This is a genomic window from Microcoleus sp. B5-D4, from assembly GCF_036705145.1.
GTDB lineage: Bacteria > Cyanobacteriota > Cyanobacteriia > Cyanobacteriales > Microcoleaceae > Microcoleus.
The window spans coordinates 98,069-114,749 of sequence record NZ_JAUBTV010000006.1 but is presented as its reverse complement, the minus strand read 5'-3'; the positions used below and the strand labels follow the sequence as shown (position 1 = coordinate 114,749).

The 16,681-nt window shown below is 45.3% G+C and carries 13 protein-coding genes; 6 read left to right on the top strand and 7 right to left on the bottom strand.

Annotated features, from left to right (window positions below; translation table 11 throughout):
• Positions 1 to 222: 222 nt before the first annotated feature.
• Complete coding sequence (locus tag QUB10_RS04860; protein WP_333200036.1) at positions 223 to 4,026, bottom strand: glycosyltransferase; 3,804 nt, start codon at positions 4,024 to 4,026, stop codon at positions 223 to 225.
• A gap of 369 nt (positions 4,027 to 4,395) precedes the next feature.
• Here QUB10_RS04860 and QUB10_RS04855 point away from each other — a divergent pair, with 369 nt between their 5' ends.
• The 3 genes from QUB10_RS04855 (at position 4,396) to QUB10_RS04845 (ending at position 7,882) form a co-directional block, all read left to right on the top strand.
• Positions 4,396 to 6,069: a methyltransferase domain-containing protein gene (locus tag QUB10_RS04855; protein WP_333200034.1), complete on the top strand. Its 1,674-nt coding sequence runs from the start codon at positions 4,396 to 4,398 to the stop codon at positions 6,067 to 6,069.
• A 75-nt stretch (positions 6,070 to 6,144) separates the two neighbouring features.
• Complete coding sequence (locus QUB10_RS04850) at positions 6,145 to 7,014, top strand: calcium-binding protein (protein WP_333200032.1); 870 nt, start codon at positions 6,145 to 6,147, stop codon at positions 7,012 to 7,014.
• A gap of 40 nt (positions 7,015 to 7,054) precedes the next feature.
• Positions 7,055 to 7,882: a Uma2 family endonuclease gene (locus QUB10_RS04845; protein WP_333200030.1), complete on the top strand. Its 828-nt coding sequence runs from the start codon at positions 7,055 to 7,057 to the stop codon at positions 7,880 to 7,882.
• Between the two features lie 169 nt (positions 7,883 to 8,051).
• Here QUB10_RS04845 and QUB10_RS04840 read toward each other — a convergent pair whose 3' ends face one another.
• From QUB10_RS04840 to QUB10_RS04830, 3 genes are all read right to left on the bottom strand, one after another.
• Positions 8,052 to 8,861: an MOSC domain-containing protein gene (locus QUB10_RS04840; RefSeq protein ID WP_333200028.1), complete on the bottom strand. Its 810-nt coding sequence runs from the start codon at positions 8,859 to 8,861 to the stop codon at positions 8,052 to 8,054.
• Between the two features lie 117 nt (positions 8,862 to 8,978).
• Entirely contained in the window at positions 8,979 to 9,278 is a 300-nt protein-coding gene (locus QUB10_RS04835) for a putative quinol monooxygenase (protein ID WP_333153279.1), read from the bottom strand.
• Between the two features lie 406 nt (positions 9,279 to 9,684).
• Positions 9,685 to 10,362, bottom strand: coding sequence for a hypothetical protein (locus tag QUB10_RS04830; protein WP_333200026.1), 678 nt, complete (start codon positions 10,360 to 10,362; stop codon positions 9,685 to 9,687).
• Positions 10,363 to 10,641: 279 nt separating this feature from the next.
• Between QUB10_RS04830 and QUB10_RS04825 the strand changes: the two genes are divergently transcribed.
• Complete coding sequence (locus QUB10_RS04825) at positions 10,642 to 11,121, top strand: hypothetical protein (RefSeq protein ID WP_333200024.1); 480 nt, start codon at positions 10,642 to 10,644, stop codon at positions 11,119 to 11,121.
• Between the two features lie 118 nt (positions 11,122 to 11,239).
• Here QUB10_RS04825 and QUB10_RS04820 read toward each other — a convergent pair whose 3' ends face one another.
• Positions 11,240 to 11,743 (bottom strand): hypothetical protein, encoded by a 504-nt coding sequence (locus QUB10_RS04820; protein ID WP_333200022.1) that lies wholly within the window; start codon positions 11,741 to 11,743, stop codon positions 11,240 to 11,242.
• Positions 11,744 to 12,170: 427 nt separating this feature from the next.
• On the opposite strand from QUB10_RS04820, the gene aroA reads away from it, so the two are divergent.
• Complete coding sequence (gene aroA / locus QUB10_RS04815; protein ID WP_333200020.1) at positions 12,171 to 13,526, top strand: 3-phosphoshikimate 1-carboxyvinyltransferase; 1,356 nt, start codon at positions 12,171 to 12,173, stop codon at positions 13,524 to 13,526.
• A gap of 197 nt (positions 13,527 to 13,723) precedes the next feature.
• Here the strand turns inward: aroA and QUB10_RS04810 are convergent, their stop codons facing one another.
• Together QUB10_RS04810 and QUB10_RS04805 are read right to left on the bottom strand one after the other, a co-directional pair.
• Complete coding sequence (locus QUB10_RS04810; RefSeq protein WP_333200019.1) at positions 13,724 to 14,161, bottom strand: CAAD domain-containing protein; 438 nt, start codon at positions 14,159 to 14,161, stop codon at positions 13,724 to 13,726.
• A gap of 196 nt (positions 14,162 to 14,357) precedes the next feature.
• Positions 14,358 to 15,365 carry a 2-hydroxyacid dehydrogenase gene (locus QUB10_RS04805; RefSeq protein WP_333200017.1) on the bottom strand — a complete coding sequence of 336 codons (1,008 nt, stop codon included), beginning with the start codon at positions 15,363 to 15,365 and terminating at the stop codon, positions 14,358 to 14,360.
• 244 nt (positions 15,366 to 15,609) lie between these two features.
• Here QUB10_RS04805 and QUB10_RS04800 point away from each other — a divergent pair, with 244 nt between their 5' ends.
• Positions 15,610 to 16,614 (top strand): ion transporter, encoded by a 1,005-nt coding sequence (locus QUB10_RS04800; RefSeq protein WP_333200015.1) that lies wholly within the window; start codon positions 15,610 to 15,612, stop codon positions 16,612 to 16,614.
• Positions 16,615 to 16,681 lie beyond the last annotated feature (67 nt).

Genomic DNA, 16,681 nt, shown 5'->3' with positions numbered 1-16,681 from the left:
CCCTCGATTCCCCGATGATAGCAGACCGTCAGTGGGCTAGCGCTATTGCTGTCTATTTCTTGACGTTCTGCCTAGCGAGGGGTTCCCCGCGGGTCTCATAATGGTAGCGGGATGCGAGAGTTGGAGAGTTGGAAAATCTTTACTTCTGCCATCTTCCTTCTTGCCTCAACATCCATCCGTTAAATCCCGTACACTGCTTAGTTGCTGAACTTCCTTCTTCCTTCACTCTCGCAATAGTCTTTCAAAGAGTGTTCCGAGTTGGGTCGAGCAAGCGCGACTGTCGAGATATTTCGGGTTTGCCGCCATTTTTTGGTGGATTCGCTCGCGGTAGTGCCGACGCAGTTCTGGGTTGGTTCCCAGTGCTGTGCTCAGCTCTAAATAAGAGTTCTCGCTGTTTGCTACCAGTTCCGGAAGTAGTAGTTCTTCGAGCACTGCGGCTGATTGTCGCGATCGAGTTGTTTGCCCTTTTCTTACCACTACAGGTAATCCGGCCAACAGGGGTTCTGCTAAGGAGCAGGCACTGCTGTATGGATAGGAGTCTAAATATATATCAGCCAATTCCAGACATTTTATGCAATCGGCGCGAGATGGCAGCGCTTTAATCACAACTAAGCGCTTTTTGTCAATCCCAAATTCGGCAAAGAGCGATCGAATTTGGTTGTAAAAAGGCACCGTCGGATAGTTTTCTGAGCGGGAACTAAAGGGATACAAAACTAAAATAGAATTTGGTACGGCAGCAATAATTTTTGCCCAAGTTTCTCTCAATTCTGGGATAATTGTCAAAGCTGGAGCGCCGGACATGAACACTACAGATTCGTCGGTGGCTCCCCAACTCCTGCGAGTCGGTTCAACTCTGCCAGGTGCTGATCCTACAGTATAGCTTAAACAAACTCCCGAACCTTCTAAACTAATTAATTTTTCGCGATACTCTGCGGCTGCACCTGCAGGCAATGTCAAATCTCCGGCAATGAAATAATCAATATTTCGGGCGCCGGTGGTTGCGGGGGTTGATGCAGCAGTAGCTATTTGCACCCGCGCTAGTCGGTGCAGGCACAGCAGCGCGCTTGGTTGAGAAGTGTCGGTAGTATTGGTGCAGATTAGCAGAATATCTAAATCGTGCGATCGCATTTCTCGGACTTGATTGGGCAAATCTTCTGACAGTTGCACCAGTTTGTCAGCGCAATTTTCGCAATATTTCCCCAGTCGCTCGTCTTGTACCTGGAAATAGTACACGATAATTTCAAACTTGCTTCTGTCTAAATATTCCAAACTCCCAATTGCAGCACGAGTCTCGGATTCATCACTAATTTTATCAAGCAAAAAGCCAACTCGGATTTTAGTTCTTTCAGGTTCTATCAGAGAAAAATTCCATTCTATTTGACAGCCGATATTTTTCAAATAAAATTCCAGAATATCAGCTCGCTGACTCAATATATTGAGCAGATTAATCTCGCTCAAATACACAGCTTGGAAGCTAACATTTTTCGCAATAAAAGCCGCCAAATAACGCCAAACTTCTGAATCGGGAAAACTGGCGATATTAGCAGCGACGTACTTGATTAACTGCTGGAAATATTCAGAGTAACTTTCTACTTCCCAGTTTTGTTTAAAATAACCGGGAGACTGAAATATAAATTTCAGAAAATCCTCAAAAAACCACTGGGGAATCGCTGCATTTTTATACTCAAGTGGCAACTGATAAGCGTCGCGGTACAGCATCGCTGCGAGGAGATATTGCATCTTCTCGGCAATTTCCCCTCCTTCAGCAAGTTTCGAGGATAACTGCTGGATCAAACTTTGTTCTGACTCGGTTAAACTTTCATTTTTGAGCGTGCTATCTAGTAGCAATTTATGAGCTTTTCCCGCGTCTTGCGAGTAAGCCGTTTCTAATTTTTGCGCTGGCAAATTCAGCCAATATTCCGCTAGCTGTTGGCGGTATTGGCGGAGTTGCGCGAGAATAGGCTGTTTTGATGGCAATTTATTGTATTGCTCAAGCAGTGCTGACAATTCAGATAAACTCGGCTGGGTTCTCAATGCCAACTTTTGGCGAATTGTCTGTTTGATTTGTTGATCCAGGAAACTGTAATCAGGACTATTTAGTAGTTTTTTGTAAAATCTGACTACATCTTTATGGTTTTCCCCAGCGGCGAAGTTTTTCCAAGTTTGTTGTTCGGGATGAATCCGCAGTGAGGACAGTTTTTCGTCTACAAATCCGATATGATAGTTCCCCATGATTCGCCACCACATATCTAAGTCTACATACTGAGATAATCCCGAATCAAATAATCCTATTTCTTCAAAGACTCGCGCAGCAATTAAGACGGTACTAGGTTCGCCAATTTTGTTTATCGGGTTATTCAAGCAGCTAGTATCTGCCAGTAATTCTTTTCCGGGCTGAATAGATTTTAAATTCGACCAACTTTTATGCAAATCTTTAATTGATTGGGAAGCTCTCCGCAAAATTGGGTTAGATTCATCTTCAGCTATGGTGATGCCGCGCGGGGAGAAAACCATACCTATTTTGGGGTTTTCTTGGGCGAGTGCGACCATTTTTTCAATACATTCTGGGGCGAGTAAATCGTCTTGAAAGAGAAATTTAATGTATTGACCTTTTGCTTGGGATATGCAAAAATTCCAGTTTTGTGATAAGCCGTAGTTGCGGTGCAGTATGATGCGGAAATCGACTGAGGTTTGTGATTGGAATGATTGGGCGATCGCAACTGTTTCGTCTGTGGAGCCGTCATCGGATATAATCAGCTCTATGTTAGGGTAAGTTTGGGCCAAAGCACTTTGAATCGCTTCGCCAATAAATGCCACTCCGTTGTATGTCGGAATACAAATACTAACTAAAGGTTGTGCATTTTTTACTGTCGCCCCCTGAGAGGACTTTTTCCGTATTCCGCCCTCCAAGCTTTTGAAATTATCTGTAATTCCGGCAATATATTCAAGACGGTTTTGAATTTTTATCCCGACTGTTGGCGGATTCAGTAAAGTCTTAATTTCATCAGCCGCTATTCTTCCAACTTGCTGAGCTTCCCGGTAATTGTTGAAGACATGACGCATTAAATCCGCAGCGTGTTCGACATCCGGTTCGGCCCAAACATTGCCTTTTTTGTAAGGCCCGCAATCTTTCTCTATTGGGATTAACTTATACTTGACTAAATAGCTATTGCCGACATTCATAAATTCTGTATTGGATGAATAGCCGGTGGCAATTACGGGTTTCCCGTAAAACATGGCTTCAGCCATTGTTAAGCCAAATCCTTCGCAGCGGTGCAGCGATACATAACAGTCGCAATTATAGAGCAAGCCGTTAAGTTTATTTTTGGACAAATATCCGTCTAGATGTTTGATATTTGAATTATTTGCTATGGCTGAGTTTAAGGATGCTTGCGCCGCTGAAAATTTGTGGGAATTAGAAGATTTGATGACCAATAATACGCTGTTATCTTCCCCAAAAGCTTGCTTAAATGCTTGAATTGTCGCCAAAGTATTTTTGCGCTCTATGCGGCTAGAAAAGTCGAAGACAAACAAGAAAATAAATTTATTTTTCGGTAAATTCAGTGCTTCTCTTTTCAGGGAAGGTGCGGGGAGAGCAATACTGGGCATGATTTTGATAACCGGAATTGGCGAGACTGCGGAAATTGCCTCGGCGCAATAGTTGCTGTAAGTCCATATTTCCTGAAAGTGATTAAATGCTGGCTGCCATTCTGGGGGAAATGCGGGAAGTTCCCAAGCCCAAAAGCCGATATTGTATTTGTTTTCAAAATAGGTGGAACCTGTATGTTTGATAAAGGTTGCAACTTCATCGGCGTTGACTTGAATTAAGTTTACAGGATAGGGATTATCTTGGCTAAAATTTTGATAGGTGGTGTCTTTCTTGCGGTGAGGACTGCGGGTAAAATTGTTGATGACGAAGGGAATGTTGGTGGCTTCTGCGGCTCTGATGTTGGCTCTGACACCTTCTCCTATGCCAAATTCGCCGTTGATGTAGCCGGCGATGTTCATTCCTAGATTAGGCTTCATAGTTTCTAATGTATTTAGCAAATTGTTGTGTTGATTTTTGGAAAAAAAGCAGAATTAATGGAACTCCTCAATCGCGTTAAATGAGGATAGGGGTTAAGAATAAATTATAAATTTGCTCAATATTTGCTAAGATATAACAATCATTGCAGGATGGGTGAAAAAGATTAAATGAACCGCAGAGGGCGCCGAGAACGCAGAGGAAGAGAAGAGAGGGAAGAGAAAGAGTTGGCAACAGAAAATTTGGTGCTTGACAAATGTGCCGATCGCCATTGTATACTGGCATCGCAATGCTAACCTTCGGCTGGTTGTCTGTCGGCATGGGTGGCTCTGTTGTATTTTACGATAAACTAATCAGGAATTTTAGAGAAAGTGATCGATCGCGTCAACCACGACCTCTTGAAGCTGCTACCGCCGGATGCTAAAGTCATTGTTGAAATTGGCTGCGGTACGGGTTCGACGGGCGAACAGTACAAGCTGATCAATCCCCATTGTCAGTATATTGGCATTGAATGCGATCGAGAAAAAGCTAAAATTGCAGTCGATCGGCTAAACTGGGTGACGGTAGCCGATATTGAAGAAATTGCTCTCGAAAGTCTCGACATCGCCCCAGGAACCGTCGATTGTTTGGTTTTTGGCGACTTGCTACCCTATCTCAAAAACCCTTGGGAAGTGCTCAAGCAGTACAGTGGTTTGCTGAATCCAGAGGGGCAAATTCTCGCCAGAATCCCTAATGTTCAATACTGGCGGCGAATTGTCAATCTGTTGCGGGGACAGTGGGAAAATCCCGACAACAAGATGCAGCACTGGTTTACCCTAGAAAGTATTAAATCACTATTTGCTCAAGCCGGATTGCAGGTTTATGAATTTCAAGGGAAGGGACACAAAACCGAAAATTTTGTCCAGTTTCAGCAATTGCTGCATCCAATGGTACAGGCTTTAGAGCTAACATCGAGCAGTTTTGCTACGGAAACCGGTGCTGAATATTATATCGTGCGATCGACCAAATCGACCGTACCTGCGCGCAGACTGCTGATTCAGACTATCATTATGGCTCCTACAGGGTGCGATCGTGTGCGAGTTTTGGAACCGGACAAATTTAGCGCCACAATTCCCGGTGTCCGCACCGTATCCGGCGTGAAAACAGCAGGATTAATTCCCCCCCTACCGGAAGAAGAAAAAGTCTTCATTTGGCAGCGGACAATCATGCAATATCCCGGCTATATTCCCCAACTCAAAGAACTGTTGCAACAAGGCTATTTAATAGTAGCTGAAATTGACGACAACCCCATTCGCCGCCGCGAATACGCCGACAATAATTACCTCAGCTATCGCGGCTGTCACTGCGTTCAAACTTCTACGGAACCGCTAGCAAAAATTTTGCGGTCTTACAATCCTAATGTTACTGTATTTCCCAATCAATTAGCTTATCTACCTCCGCCGCGAGTTTATCCCGCAGAAGAGACAGTCACAATCTTTTTTGGTGCACTCAACCGCGAAAAAGATTGGCAGCCGATTATGGCAGCACTCAATCGAGTTTTAGTCGCACACAAGCACCGGATTCGAGTTAAAGTAATCCACGACCGAAAATTTTTTGAATCCTTGAAAATACAGCAAAAAGAATTTGAACCATTTTGCAGTTACGAACGGTATCAAGAAATTATGTACAGTTGCGATATAGCTTTGCTCCCGCTTGTTTCCAACCCGGTTAACGAAACAAAATCCGACTTAAAATTTATTGAATGTGCAGCGCGGGGAGTAGCGGTGCTGGCAAGTCCCACTGTGTACGAAGATTCGATAGTCGAAGGTGAAACAGGATTGATTTATAGATATGAAAAAGAGTTTGAAACAAAACTAAATTCGCTGATTTCTGACACTTCTCGACGCCGGAAAATAGCCGCGAATGCTTACGAATGGGTGCGGGACAACCGCTTGCTGTGCGGGCACTACCGGCAACGCCGAGATTGGTACTTACAGATGCGCGACGAGTTGCCACGTTTAAATGCTGAGTTGCGCGATCGCCTGCCGGAGTTATTTGGTGACTAAGTGCGGTAAGATTTATAGGGTTATTGTGCGATCGTTCTGTTTTATTGTTTAATTTCTAATTGTTACTCCACACCAATGCGAATTCTATTCACTATTGCTCACTTTTACAATCCCAGCGGCGACGGGAAACACGCTTCCCAGCGAAATGATCCGCAACCACGACTAAATGCTTTAACCGCTTGCGTGACATCGCTGCAAGCTTTGTACGGCAAATCTCAGTCCATGATTGACATTCGCGAATGTGCAACTATCCCAGCAAATCAATCTCAACAGCACGAAATTGACATTGTTGTTTGCACTACTCAAGGTTATCATCTGTTGCCTCAACTGCCAGTGCAGCCCAGATGTTTTATGCACCATGCTACCAAATGCGAACCGCTGCTGTTGGGGTTTGAGTGTCAAGCAGTTTTGCGAGCGTGTCTTAACAAATACGATTATTTCTGTTATTTGGAAGATGATTTAGTTCTGCATGATCCGTGGTTTTTTAGTAAATTAAAGTGGTTTACGCATCACGGAGGAAATGGGAATTTGCTGCAACCTAATCGCTATGAAATAGCGCCTAAAGGCGCGGTTTTTAAAGCATATGTTGATGGTAATTTAGCAGACTCAGCGACTTCTGCGTTTCAAAATGTAGAGGAGCAGCGGCAGTTAACGGGAAAAATCATGGAACAAAAAATCGCTTTTGAGCGGGCGTTGAATCCTCATTCCGGCTGCTATTTTTTGAATGCGGAACAGATGGCACACTGGGCTAAGCAGTCTCATTTTTTGGATAGGGATACTAGCTTTATCGGCCCGCTGGAAAGCGCGGCAACTTTAGGAATTATGCGGACTTTTAGAGTTTACAAGTCAACTCCTGCTTATGCTAATTTTTTGGAGATTCAACATTTTGGAGCGAGTTTTCTGAATTTGATTGGTAATAAGGTGAGAGTGCCGGAAGCAGGATGAGTTAAGATATTCAGGTAAGCTGCAATACTTGAGAGGTAGCATGACCCCGGCAACCGAAAAGATTGTCCTTCCCTCTCCCTTCCCCGACCACACTCAACTGCCAGAGGAAGACGGCACTTTTGTGAAGAATTTTCAGGAGCATCCTCAGAGCATTATTTTGACTGATTCTATCGGGTCGGTATTGCAAGGGCTTCATCCCGATGGGCAATATGCTATAGGGCAAGACTGTGGCATCTACTGGCGAGAAACAGACCCACTTGAAAAGGGAGCAGAAGCTCCTGATTGGTTCTACGTGCCGAACGTGCCACCAACACTAGGAAATCAGATTCGTCGCTCTTACGTGCTGTGGCGCGAATTCATGGCTCCGATGATTGCTTTGGAGTTCGCATCGGGAGACGGTTCAGAAGAGCGGGACACAACGCCACTATCGTACTCGGAAGTTGGAGCGGCGCAAAGGCCTGGGAAGTTTTGGGTATATGAGCGGATCATGCGGATTCCGTATTATGGCATCTATGAAATCAATAGTGGCAGGCTGGAGGTTTACAGCCTGAACAATGGGTTTTACCAGCAGTTGCTTCCGAACGATCGCGCTCATTATCCGATCGCGCCAATGGGCGTAGAATTAGGACTGTGGGAAGGCAGTTATCAAAACCAGACAATGCTGTGGCTGCGGTGGTGGGATAGCGAGGGTAATTTGCTGCTGACAGGTACAGAACGAGCTTCCTTAGCAGAGCAGGCTTTGAGTGCAGAAGCCCAAGCGCGGCGGGATGCCATCCCTCGGTTGTTGGCAATGGGATTGAATACAGAGCAAGTGGCAGAAGCACTCGGTTTATCTGTAGAGGAAGTTAGCCAGCATTCACAATCTTAATGTCGCTTTTTATTAAGAGACTATTGACTTGTAGGGTGCATCTCACATCTTGCACCATTCTCATGAACAGGCAAGATATTCTCCTGAACAGGCAAGATGCCTGTTCCACAAAGAATGAGTTTTCTTGTGGGGAGTAGGGGTTGGGCATCCTGCCCGCCCGTAAGTCCTACTATTTTACAGCAGTCAAAACATCGCCGATTTTAACTGTGCCACTGTTGATAATTTTGGCTAAAACTCCTGTTTGTGCGTGACCGAATTCCTGTTGCAGTAAACTGAGTAGGGAAATATCCCGATCGCCTGTTTCTGGATTCACTTCTATATTGACACAGCGACCGATTCGTGCTGTAACTTCTATGCGCGCTGTGCCTAATTGAAACTGTTTTCCGATCAACTCAAATTCTGACCAAGCTGCCATACCTTCTAGCACAATGTTCGGGCGAAATCGGCCCACGTCAATGTTTTGAACAGCAATTTCTGTTAATTGGTCTAATGTGGCTTGGCTGAGTAAAGAAATGTGTACGGGTTCTCGATCGGGATAACGAGTTTCGCCGCTGGTGTCGCCGACTAATTGCAAAGGGGCAAACTGCGGGTGTCTCGCTTCTTTTGTCGGTTCAATTGCCGCCAAATATTCTGTGAAAAAAGCGCCGATGCGATCGCGCCCCGCTGCTGTGTTCGTTTCTGCGGATAACACTGCAACTCCTTCACGCTGGACTGTTAAAACGGCAGTTTCCGGTTGATAATGACATTCTAAAGCTGCTAACAAAGGCCAATCGTTTTGGACGGCAAAATGTTTTTTGCTCATCCAAGGCACATTGTCAGCAGGCATCTTTGCAGCTTCAAGATTATCTGCAAACATTAAGGCAAAAGCTCGATCGCCCTTAATTCCGTGCCCGGCTGTTAAAGCAAACTCCGACATTGCTTGGGGTGTCAGCCCTTTAATTGGATAAATAAATAACTGTTTTATTGTTGCAGGTATCATAATTTTTAGGAAGTTACTACAATTTTAACTCTCACTCTTGTCCCCCCCCTTACTAAGGGGGGCTAGGGGGGTCGAAGCTAATTCAAAAACCTTAATCAAATTGCTATAAAAACCCGATTAAGCTAGCAACTCATAGCGGCGGATATCTGGAGGCCCAACGGCCAAACCGTCTAATTTCTGCACGGCGTCTTGAATGTGACTTGAACCGAGATGTAGTTCGAGCAAATCAGCACTTTCCCACTCTTCAACATAGGTAAAATCTGTGGGATCGGCTTGATTTTGCAGGAGTTCGTATTTGATGCAGCCTTTTTCTTTGCGAGTGGGTTCTATAATGCTCAGCAGCAGAGATTTAAGTTCTGCTACTTTGTCGGGAAAGGCAGCGAGGCGGGCGACTACTCGCAAGGTTGTTTTGGACATAGGAGAAAAAAGTCACAGATAGGACGATCGAATTTACCGATTTTTACTTGGCAAACTCAGCAAAAGACGATTTTACTTAAAATAACCTAAAGAGATCGAGCGGTCAATCGATTTTAGATTTTAGATTTTAGATTTTAGATTAAAGAATTGCAGCATTGACTTGCGCGAGATAAATACGTTCGGCAAGTTTCATCGGATACAGGTTTTTTATTTCTGGGTTCTGAGTCTGCTTTCGGAATGAATCACGTGGCGGGTATCCTGGATGCTTTCGGTCAATCGCAGTAAAATCAGCCCAGGACGCGCTCAATTCTCAGAAACCAGGTTTGTTGCCAAATTATTCGTTACCAACCGCAGAGCGTCGTATAAACCGGGTTTATAGAGATATTTTGGCAAATACCGGAGGCACTCAATCTTTGGGATAAAATCGCTTGTTTTCTGTAGAATATTCCCAGGCGAGATCCTCTGGGTCTTTTTCGCGGCTCCACTGAGCAAACTCCGGCTTAAGTTTCCACTTGCCGATCGTACTTGCGTGAACTTTGAACCTGCGGGAGAGTTCCGTCTGGGTAAAAGAGATTTTGGGCTTTTGAGGAGTCTTGGTTTGAGCAATGGGGAATAAATTTGGTTTTTTATCTTGTGCTTTTTCCCGATTTGTGGGAGGCTCTTGAACAGCTATTGCCACATTAGCTGTTTCGCTTTGATTGACAGTTGGAGCTATTTGAAAATAATACAAAATTCCGCCTTGTTCCGTCACCTCAAAATCCGCTGCAAACTCAGAGGCTCGTTCGTCGAGATACTCTTGAACCTTTTCTCCGGGGAGTTTTGCATTCATCGCCAAATCCAACGCCGTAACTCGCCCTTGATTTTCCTTGATCAACTTATAGAAAACCGAGTCTAAATGAGCGAGTTTGTGTTTTTGTTGCTGGTGGTAGAGCTTGTAAGCCCAAGCAATGCCCGCTGTGGTGGCGATCGCCCAAAACATCCTTCCCGACTCGAAACTGGCAACCGCCGTCAAGGAAATAGGCAAAAGCAGGGTAAGATATCCCCAAATGCTTCCCTTCTTTAGGTTATTGCTGTTTTTGACCATAGTTCCTAAACAGGTACGTAGTTTAGCTTAGTAGAGCGTGTCTCAATGTCGCGAAAGTTTTTCGACAGTCGATATATCGATCGGCCCGCTGACACACCCAAAAACGGATACTGTGCCGCGTACACTCGCCTTGTGGACAATCCCTAATTTTAGACCAAAGTTCCAGCTCCTTTGATTCAATGTCGCAAGTAAATCGAAAATCGAAAATCGAAAATCGAAAATCGAGTGACGCACTCTACGACAAAATCCCAGAATCTACTTTTTTGCAACCGAGGGTTCATGTACTTTTTTCGCAAACAGATTGCCATCTTGCTGATAGTTGTTGCTTGCTGTACGCTGACGATTAGTTGCAGCGATAGCCGAACTATCCAGTGTACTAAATTTACTGAAATTGTCAACAAAGGCAACGCTCTCATTGATGTTGATAAAGACAGCAACGATGCTGCAACTACCGACAATTTAGCTAAAAATTTGAACCTGATAGCGAATGAACTTGAGGAACTGCGAATAACAGATCCAACCCTCAAAGAAATTCAGGAGCCATCGGTTAAATCCTTCCAGGAAATTAGTCAAGCACTCGGCGACATAAGCAAAAGTCTTCAGGCTGCAAATCTCGCTTCTACAAGTATAGAAGGTCGAGAGCAAATACAAACAGCTCAAGCAGATATTATCAGAGCCGGTCAACAGGCGAATCAAGCAGCCGCAAATCAAGACGCTTTGACTAGCAAACTGATTAATTATTGTAAGGGCGATCGCTAAAGGCTAAGAGTTTGGAGTTTTGAGATGGCCACGCGAACCCCAACAACCCACGGGGGGTGAATGAATTTGAGGAATGCGTCGCCTTCACTTACTATCTACCCCTTTGCAATTACCCAATTTAGTGATGAATTTCTAGATTCAAAATATAGCGACCGAGTTGCACTTTCTCCGACCACAACTCGTATTCTAACTGCAAGTGATCCGGTTCCGGCTTTCCTGTCAGCGTCAAGTTGCGAGTGAAGTTGCGGAGTCGCAACTGTTCGGGAGTCGCCAGCGATTCGCCCTGAAGCCAATAACGGCTCAGGCCGTACATTCCTCGTTCCCAGCAGTGGCGGTAACTGTATTTACCGTTTCCTTGCATCGTCATAATGACTCGATAGGGCGAAACTTCTAGCCAGAGCAACCGGGGTTTTGTAGTTGGGGGTAAGATTGTAACTTGCTCGGCAGATTCGTTGGAACCGTCGGAAAATTCGCGATCGATTATTGCTGGTTCGTGTAACAACAAGTGAAAGCGATCCCGGTCTTTTTGATAAAGGGTAGCAGCGGTTTCAACGACTGACCACAAAGGTAAATCTGTGGAGACGAGCGATAAACTTACTGGCTTGCGGTGATGGGTCAGCATAAATAAAAGTTTAGGGGTTGTTGTGGATCGGGCGGTTTGAGATTTGAGATTTTAGACTTTAGATTTTAGATTGGCTGGGTTCCAAATTCCGGAGCTTTTGCTTAAAAAAATGAAAAATCTACAACTCGCAATCGAAAATCTAAAATTGTTCAGTCAAACTTCAATCATCTGGTCGATAACTGAGAGCTGGAGATGAAATCTAAGCAGATACACGGATAATATTTGTGAAATTAATGTGAAATCCGTGCCGTTGCGTCCGCACTCCCGTGTCATCGAGAACTGACAGCGGAGTCTCCGGGCGAGTTTAATCAGCCTTTAAGTTAACCGGACACATTGGGAAAAAACCCGCAGGCCGTACAAAAGACGACTAACTTAGGACTGAGAAAAAGGTAGGATAGCTAACGCCATCTAATCCTAGTTTATCTCAATGCAAGCTGACATTATAACTACTACGCTTCTTGACAAAAGCCAAACTTTAAGCATTCAAAAACCGGCCTCGGGCTTGTCGCTGGTGGGGAGGATTCGAGTTCCCGGCGATAAGTCGATTTCTCACCGAGCTTTGATGTTGGGTGCGATCGCCCAAGGTGAAACTACTATTGAGGGACTACTCCTAGGAGAAGACCCCCGCAGCACGGCTAAATGTTTCTCGCTCCTGGGAGCCAAAGTTTCGGAACTCAATGCAGAACGGGTGACAGTCCGGGGCGTTGGAATTGGCGAGTTAGAGGAGCCTGTAGAAGTCTTGGACGCGGGTAATTCCGGCACGACGATGCGGCTGATGTTGGGAATTTTAGCCTCTCATCCGGGGCGTTTTTTTGCGGTAACGGGTGACAGTTCTTTGCGATCGCGCCCCATGTCGCGCGTCATTAAACCGCTGCAACAAATGGGAGCGCAAATTTGGGGCCGAAAAAGTAATTCTTTAGCTCCTTTAGGGATACTCGGACAGCAGTTAAAACCGATTCACTACCATTCTCCGATCGCCTCGGCTCAAGTTAAATCTTGCATTTTGCTCGCCGGTTTGATGGCAAGCGGAGAAACTACAGTCACAGAACCCGCTCTGTCGCGGGATCACAGCGAGCGGATGCTGCGAGCGTTTGGAGCCCAATTGAGCGTCGATCCAGAAACTTGTAGCGTGACAGTCACTGGGCCGACACAACTGCAAGGGCAGAATGTGATTGTACCGGGGGATATTAGTTCGGCGGCATTTTGGCTAGTTGCTGGGGCGATCGTTCCGGGTTCGGAACTCGTAGTCGAAAATGTCGGCGTCAACCCAACTCGTACAGGCATTTTGGAAGCTTTGGAAATGATGGGGGCCGACATTGAACTGCAAAATCAGCGAGAGGCGGCCGGGGAACCGGTAGCGGATATTTTGGTTCGCAGTTCCGGCCAATTGCGGGGATGCACCATTGCGGGCGACTTAATTCCCCGACTGATTGACGAAATCCCGATTTTGGCCGTAGCGGCGATCTTTGCGTCGGGTACTACAATAATTCGAGATGCGGCCGAGTTGCGAGTCAAAGAGAGCGATCGGCTGGCCGTGACTGCTGCCGAACTCAACCGCATGGGAGCCCAAATTTCCGAGTTACCCGACGGTTTAGAAATTACCGGGGGAACTCCTTTGACCGGCGCGGATGTTGACAGCTACACCGACCACAGAATAGCGATGAGTTTGGCGATCGCAGCCCTCAACGCCACAGGTATTACTAACATTCACCGGGCAGAAGCTGCTGCCATTTCCTACCCCGACTTTACCGCCACTTTACAACAAGTTTGCCATCCAAATTGAGAGCGGGAGACATAGAGACAGTCCTGGACGCATACACTGTATCCGTAGGGTGCGCCGGGCCGCGCACCTTACCACTAACAATAGCGGATCGAATCATTTTTTTTCCTTAGTCCTGCTGAGAGAGCGGGAGACAAAAAGAAAAACAGTTAAATTCATCCGTGTATCCGTGTCAAAATCCGTGTTGTGCCTTCCTTCCTCTAAGAATCTTTACCTACAACTTGTTCTTTTAAAGAATCAATTTCCGTTAACAACTCTTGGCGATTAGAAGCCTTGAGCAGATAGCGGTAAACAAACCAACCCGTATATCCCATGCCAATCAACTCAAAAACTGGAGCTACCAAAGGGACATCATTAAGAGCTCCTAACACTCCCAGCATTACCTTAATACTAATACCGCCTGCCAGAATTAAACCAACAGTTATGAGGGGCTTTTGGTAGTCAGCAAAAAAATTGGATAGATAGGCTGGGAGTTCCGACAAAATTGTAATAACTTGGTCTTTAATATCTTGGAACTGGCTTGCCGTTGTTTCTGTGGTTGTCACTGTAGTCATGACTCCCGGTTTGTCCTCCACCAGATCTACTGTGACGATTTCAGTGACTGTTTGTGCGTCGTCCGAAAAGTTAGCTTGTGTCATTGGATACTTCCTCCGTTGTCAGGTAAAATTGCAGGCTGTGAATTGCTGCCAGTATAATTCTCCGGCAATTAGCACAGCATCCGCGCTGCAGGGACTAATTGATGAGACTAAGGCAGAGTTTCACAAATTGCAAGCAAAAATAACGATATGACTTGATTTTAAACAATTGCCTTCGCTGCCAAATCGCTCTTTTGACTCATTTTTTCACTTGATCGAGGTCGATTTGATTCGGGCAAGGGCGTCCTTGTTCAAAGTCGGTGATATTGCCGATCGTGGTTTCGGCGATATTTTTCAAAGCTTCCTCGGTGAAAAAAGCTTGGTGTCCGGTAATCAGGACGTTTGGAAAAGTCAGCAAGCGCTGAAATACGTCGTCTTGAATAACGTGATTTGACAAATCCTCAAAAAACAGATCCGTCTCTTGTTCGTAAACATCTAATCCGAGGTACCCAATTATACCAGATTTCAGTGCTTTGGTGACAGCTTTAGTGTCAATCAACTGACCGCGGCTGGTATTGATCAGCATCATCCCTGGTTTCATTTGCTCGATCGCCTCTGCACCGATTAAATGGTAAGTTTCCGGTATCAGCGGACAGTGCAGGCTGACAATATCAGAGGCGGCGAACAGTTCCGGGAGTGCGACGTATTCCATGCCTAGGGCGAGGCAATCTGGGTTGTGGTAAACATCGTATCCCAGCAAGTGACACCCGAATCCGCGCAGAATTTGGGCAGTAATTGCGCCAATTCTGCCTGTTCCGACGATTCCCACCGTTTTGCCGTGGAGGTCAAAACCCAACAAGCCATCTAGGGCGAAATTGCCTTCGCGGACGCGGTTGTAGGCCCGATGGATTCTGCGGTTGAGGGACAAAATCAAAGCGACTGCGTGTTCTGCCACTGCGTAGGGAGAATAAGCAGGAACTCGCAGCAGAGTTAGATCTAAATCCCTCGCTGCTGCTAAATCGACGTGATTGAATCCGGCCGATCTCAGGGCCAGCAAGCGGACTCCTTTTTCGGCGATCGCCCCGAGCGTTTTCGCGTCCAAGCAGTCGTTCACGAACGCGCAAACAGCCGGAAATCCAGCAGCCAAAACGCTGGTTTCCAGGTTCAGACGCGGTTCAAAAAAAACTAAATCGTGTTTGCCGCCGACATTCGCTGCTTCCAGAAATGTGCGATCGTAGGATTTGGTGCTGAATACGGCTACCTTCATGATTTTTGCCTGCAAATCCAGTAATAGTTGGGAATTCTTTCCAGATTAACTCTAAATTTTACTAGAGCGCCGTTGCCCCAAACAACCCACTTTCCATGAGAAATATTGAGTTTGGCAACAAGAGCCTCTTTGAAGAAACCATTTTTTTAGCTTTAGGGCAACTCCTGCTGATTTTTTTGAATTTAATTGCTTAGACTGTAGTCAACCGCCAGCGTTAATTGCTAAGTTTTTAGGACAAACTCAGATGCGTAAAAAAATCCCGACTTTAATTTATGAAATTTTAGAAACCTCAGACTCTAGCAATTTATACAGTTTAGCCGATGATGTTGTCATAACTTGTTTAATCCTGATCAATGTCGCAGCTTTTATTGCTTCTACTTCGCCCACATTGTCGCCAGAACACACATCGCTTTTGGCAAATATCGAAATTGTTTCCTCCTTAGTATTTACAATAGAATATATTTTGAGGCTATGGGTGTCTACAGTCGATCGCAGATACAGCCACCCGCTTTGGGGAAGATTGACATATGCTCTGACACCCCTAAGTTTGATAGATTTAATTTCCATCTTACCTTTTTACTTATTGCTGTTATTTCCTAGTTTAAACTTCGTTAACTTAATTCGTGTTCTGCGATTGTTGCGCTTGCTAAAAATGAGCCGTTATTCAGAGTCAGTCCGAACTCTGGGAGCAGTGTTGTACGCTAAAAAAGAGGAGTTGATTGCCACTGCATTTGCAGTTTTTATTCTGTTAATATTTGCCTCTAGCATCATGTATTTTGTTGAATACGAGGCACATCCCAAAGCTTTTGGCAGCATCCCCGATGCAATGTGGTGGGGAGTTGTGACATTAACTACTGTTGGTTACGGCGATATTTATCCCATCACTCCTTTAGGAAAATTGTTAGGAGCCATGTTAGCCTTTTTGGGAATTGGAATTTTTGCGTTACCGGCAGGGATAATTGCTGGGGGTTTTTCCGAGGAAGTCCAAAAGAGAAAGCAGGAAAAAAAAGCTGAAAATTCAGAGGAATTTGCGAATTGTCAATCGGTAAAAAGGCTGGCGGAAATCGAGGCCGGGTTTGAACAAAAGCAAAGGGCGATCGCACTTCATCTCGAAACTTCATCAGAGTTGATGAAATTGTGTGTTCAAATGGCAAAACAAAAGTTAGGAAGTGAGTTTCAAAATGAACAAATCCTGCGCGATTTAGCTATTCATTTGTACAATGAGACCGTCCGCAAATTCGAGCTTTAACTACAGATATATATTGCCTGTAATTGCCCCCCAATCCTTACCATCGCTTGTGGTTAGTTATGACTGC

What these genes read in the sequence shown, in the direction of transcription:
- QUB10_RS04860 (WP_333200036.1), bottom strand. Translation starts at nt 4,026, where the DNA reads ATGAAGCCTAATCTAGGAATGAACATCGCCGGCTACATCAACGGCGAA.
- QUB10_RS04850 (WP_333200032.1), top strand. Translation starts at nt 6,145, where the DNA reads ATGCGAATTCTATTCACTATTGCTCACTTTTACAATCCCAGCGGCGAC.
- QUB10_RS04845 (WP_333200030.1), top strand. Translation starts at nt 7,055, where the DNA reads ATGACCCCGGCAACCGAAAAGATTGTCCTTCCCTCTCCCTTCCCCGAC.
- QUB10_RS04840 (WP_333200028.1), bottom strand. Translation starts at nt 8,861, where the DNA reads ATGATACCTGCAACAATAAAACAGTTATTTATTTATCCAATTAAAGGG.
- QUB10_RS04835 (WP_333153279.1), bottom strand. Translation starts at nt 9,278, where the DNA reads ATGTCCAAAACAACCTTGCGAGTAGTCGCCCGCCTCGCTGCCTTTCCC.
- QUB10_RS04830 (WP_333200026.1), bottom strand. Translation starts at nt 10,362, where the DNA reads ATGGTCAAAAACAGCAATAACCTAAAGAAGGGAAGCATTTGGGGATAT.
- QUB10_RS04825 (WP_333200024.1), top strand. Translation starts at nt 10,642, where the DNA reads ATGTACTTTTTTCGCAAACAGATTGCCATCTTGCTGATAGTTGTTGCT.
- QUB10_RS04820 (WP_333200022.1), bottom strand. Translation starts at nt 11,743, where the DNA reads ATGCTGACCCATCACCGCAAGCCAGTAAGTTTATCGCTCGTCTCCACA.
- aroA (WP_333200020.1), top strand. Translation starts at nt 12,171, where the DNA reads ATGCAAGCTGACATTATAACTACTACGCTTCTTGACAAAAGCCAAACT.
- QUB10_RS04810 (WP_333200019.1), bottom strand. Translation starts at nt 14,161, where the DNA reads ATGACACAAGCTAACTTTTCGGACGACGCACAAACAGTCACTGAAATC.
- QUB10_RS04805 (WP_333200017.1), bottom strand. Translation starts at nt 15,365, where the DNA reads ATGAAGGTAGCCGTATTCAGCACCAAATCCTACGATCGCACATTTCTG.
- QUB10_RS04800 (WP_333200015.1), top strand. Translation starts at nt 15,610, where the DNA reads ATGCGTAAAAAAATCCCGACTTTAATTTATGAAATTTTAGAAACCTCA.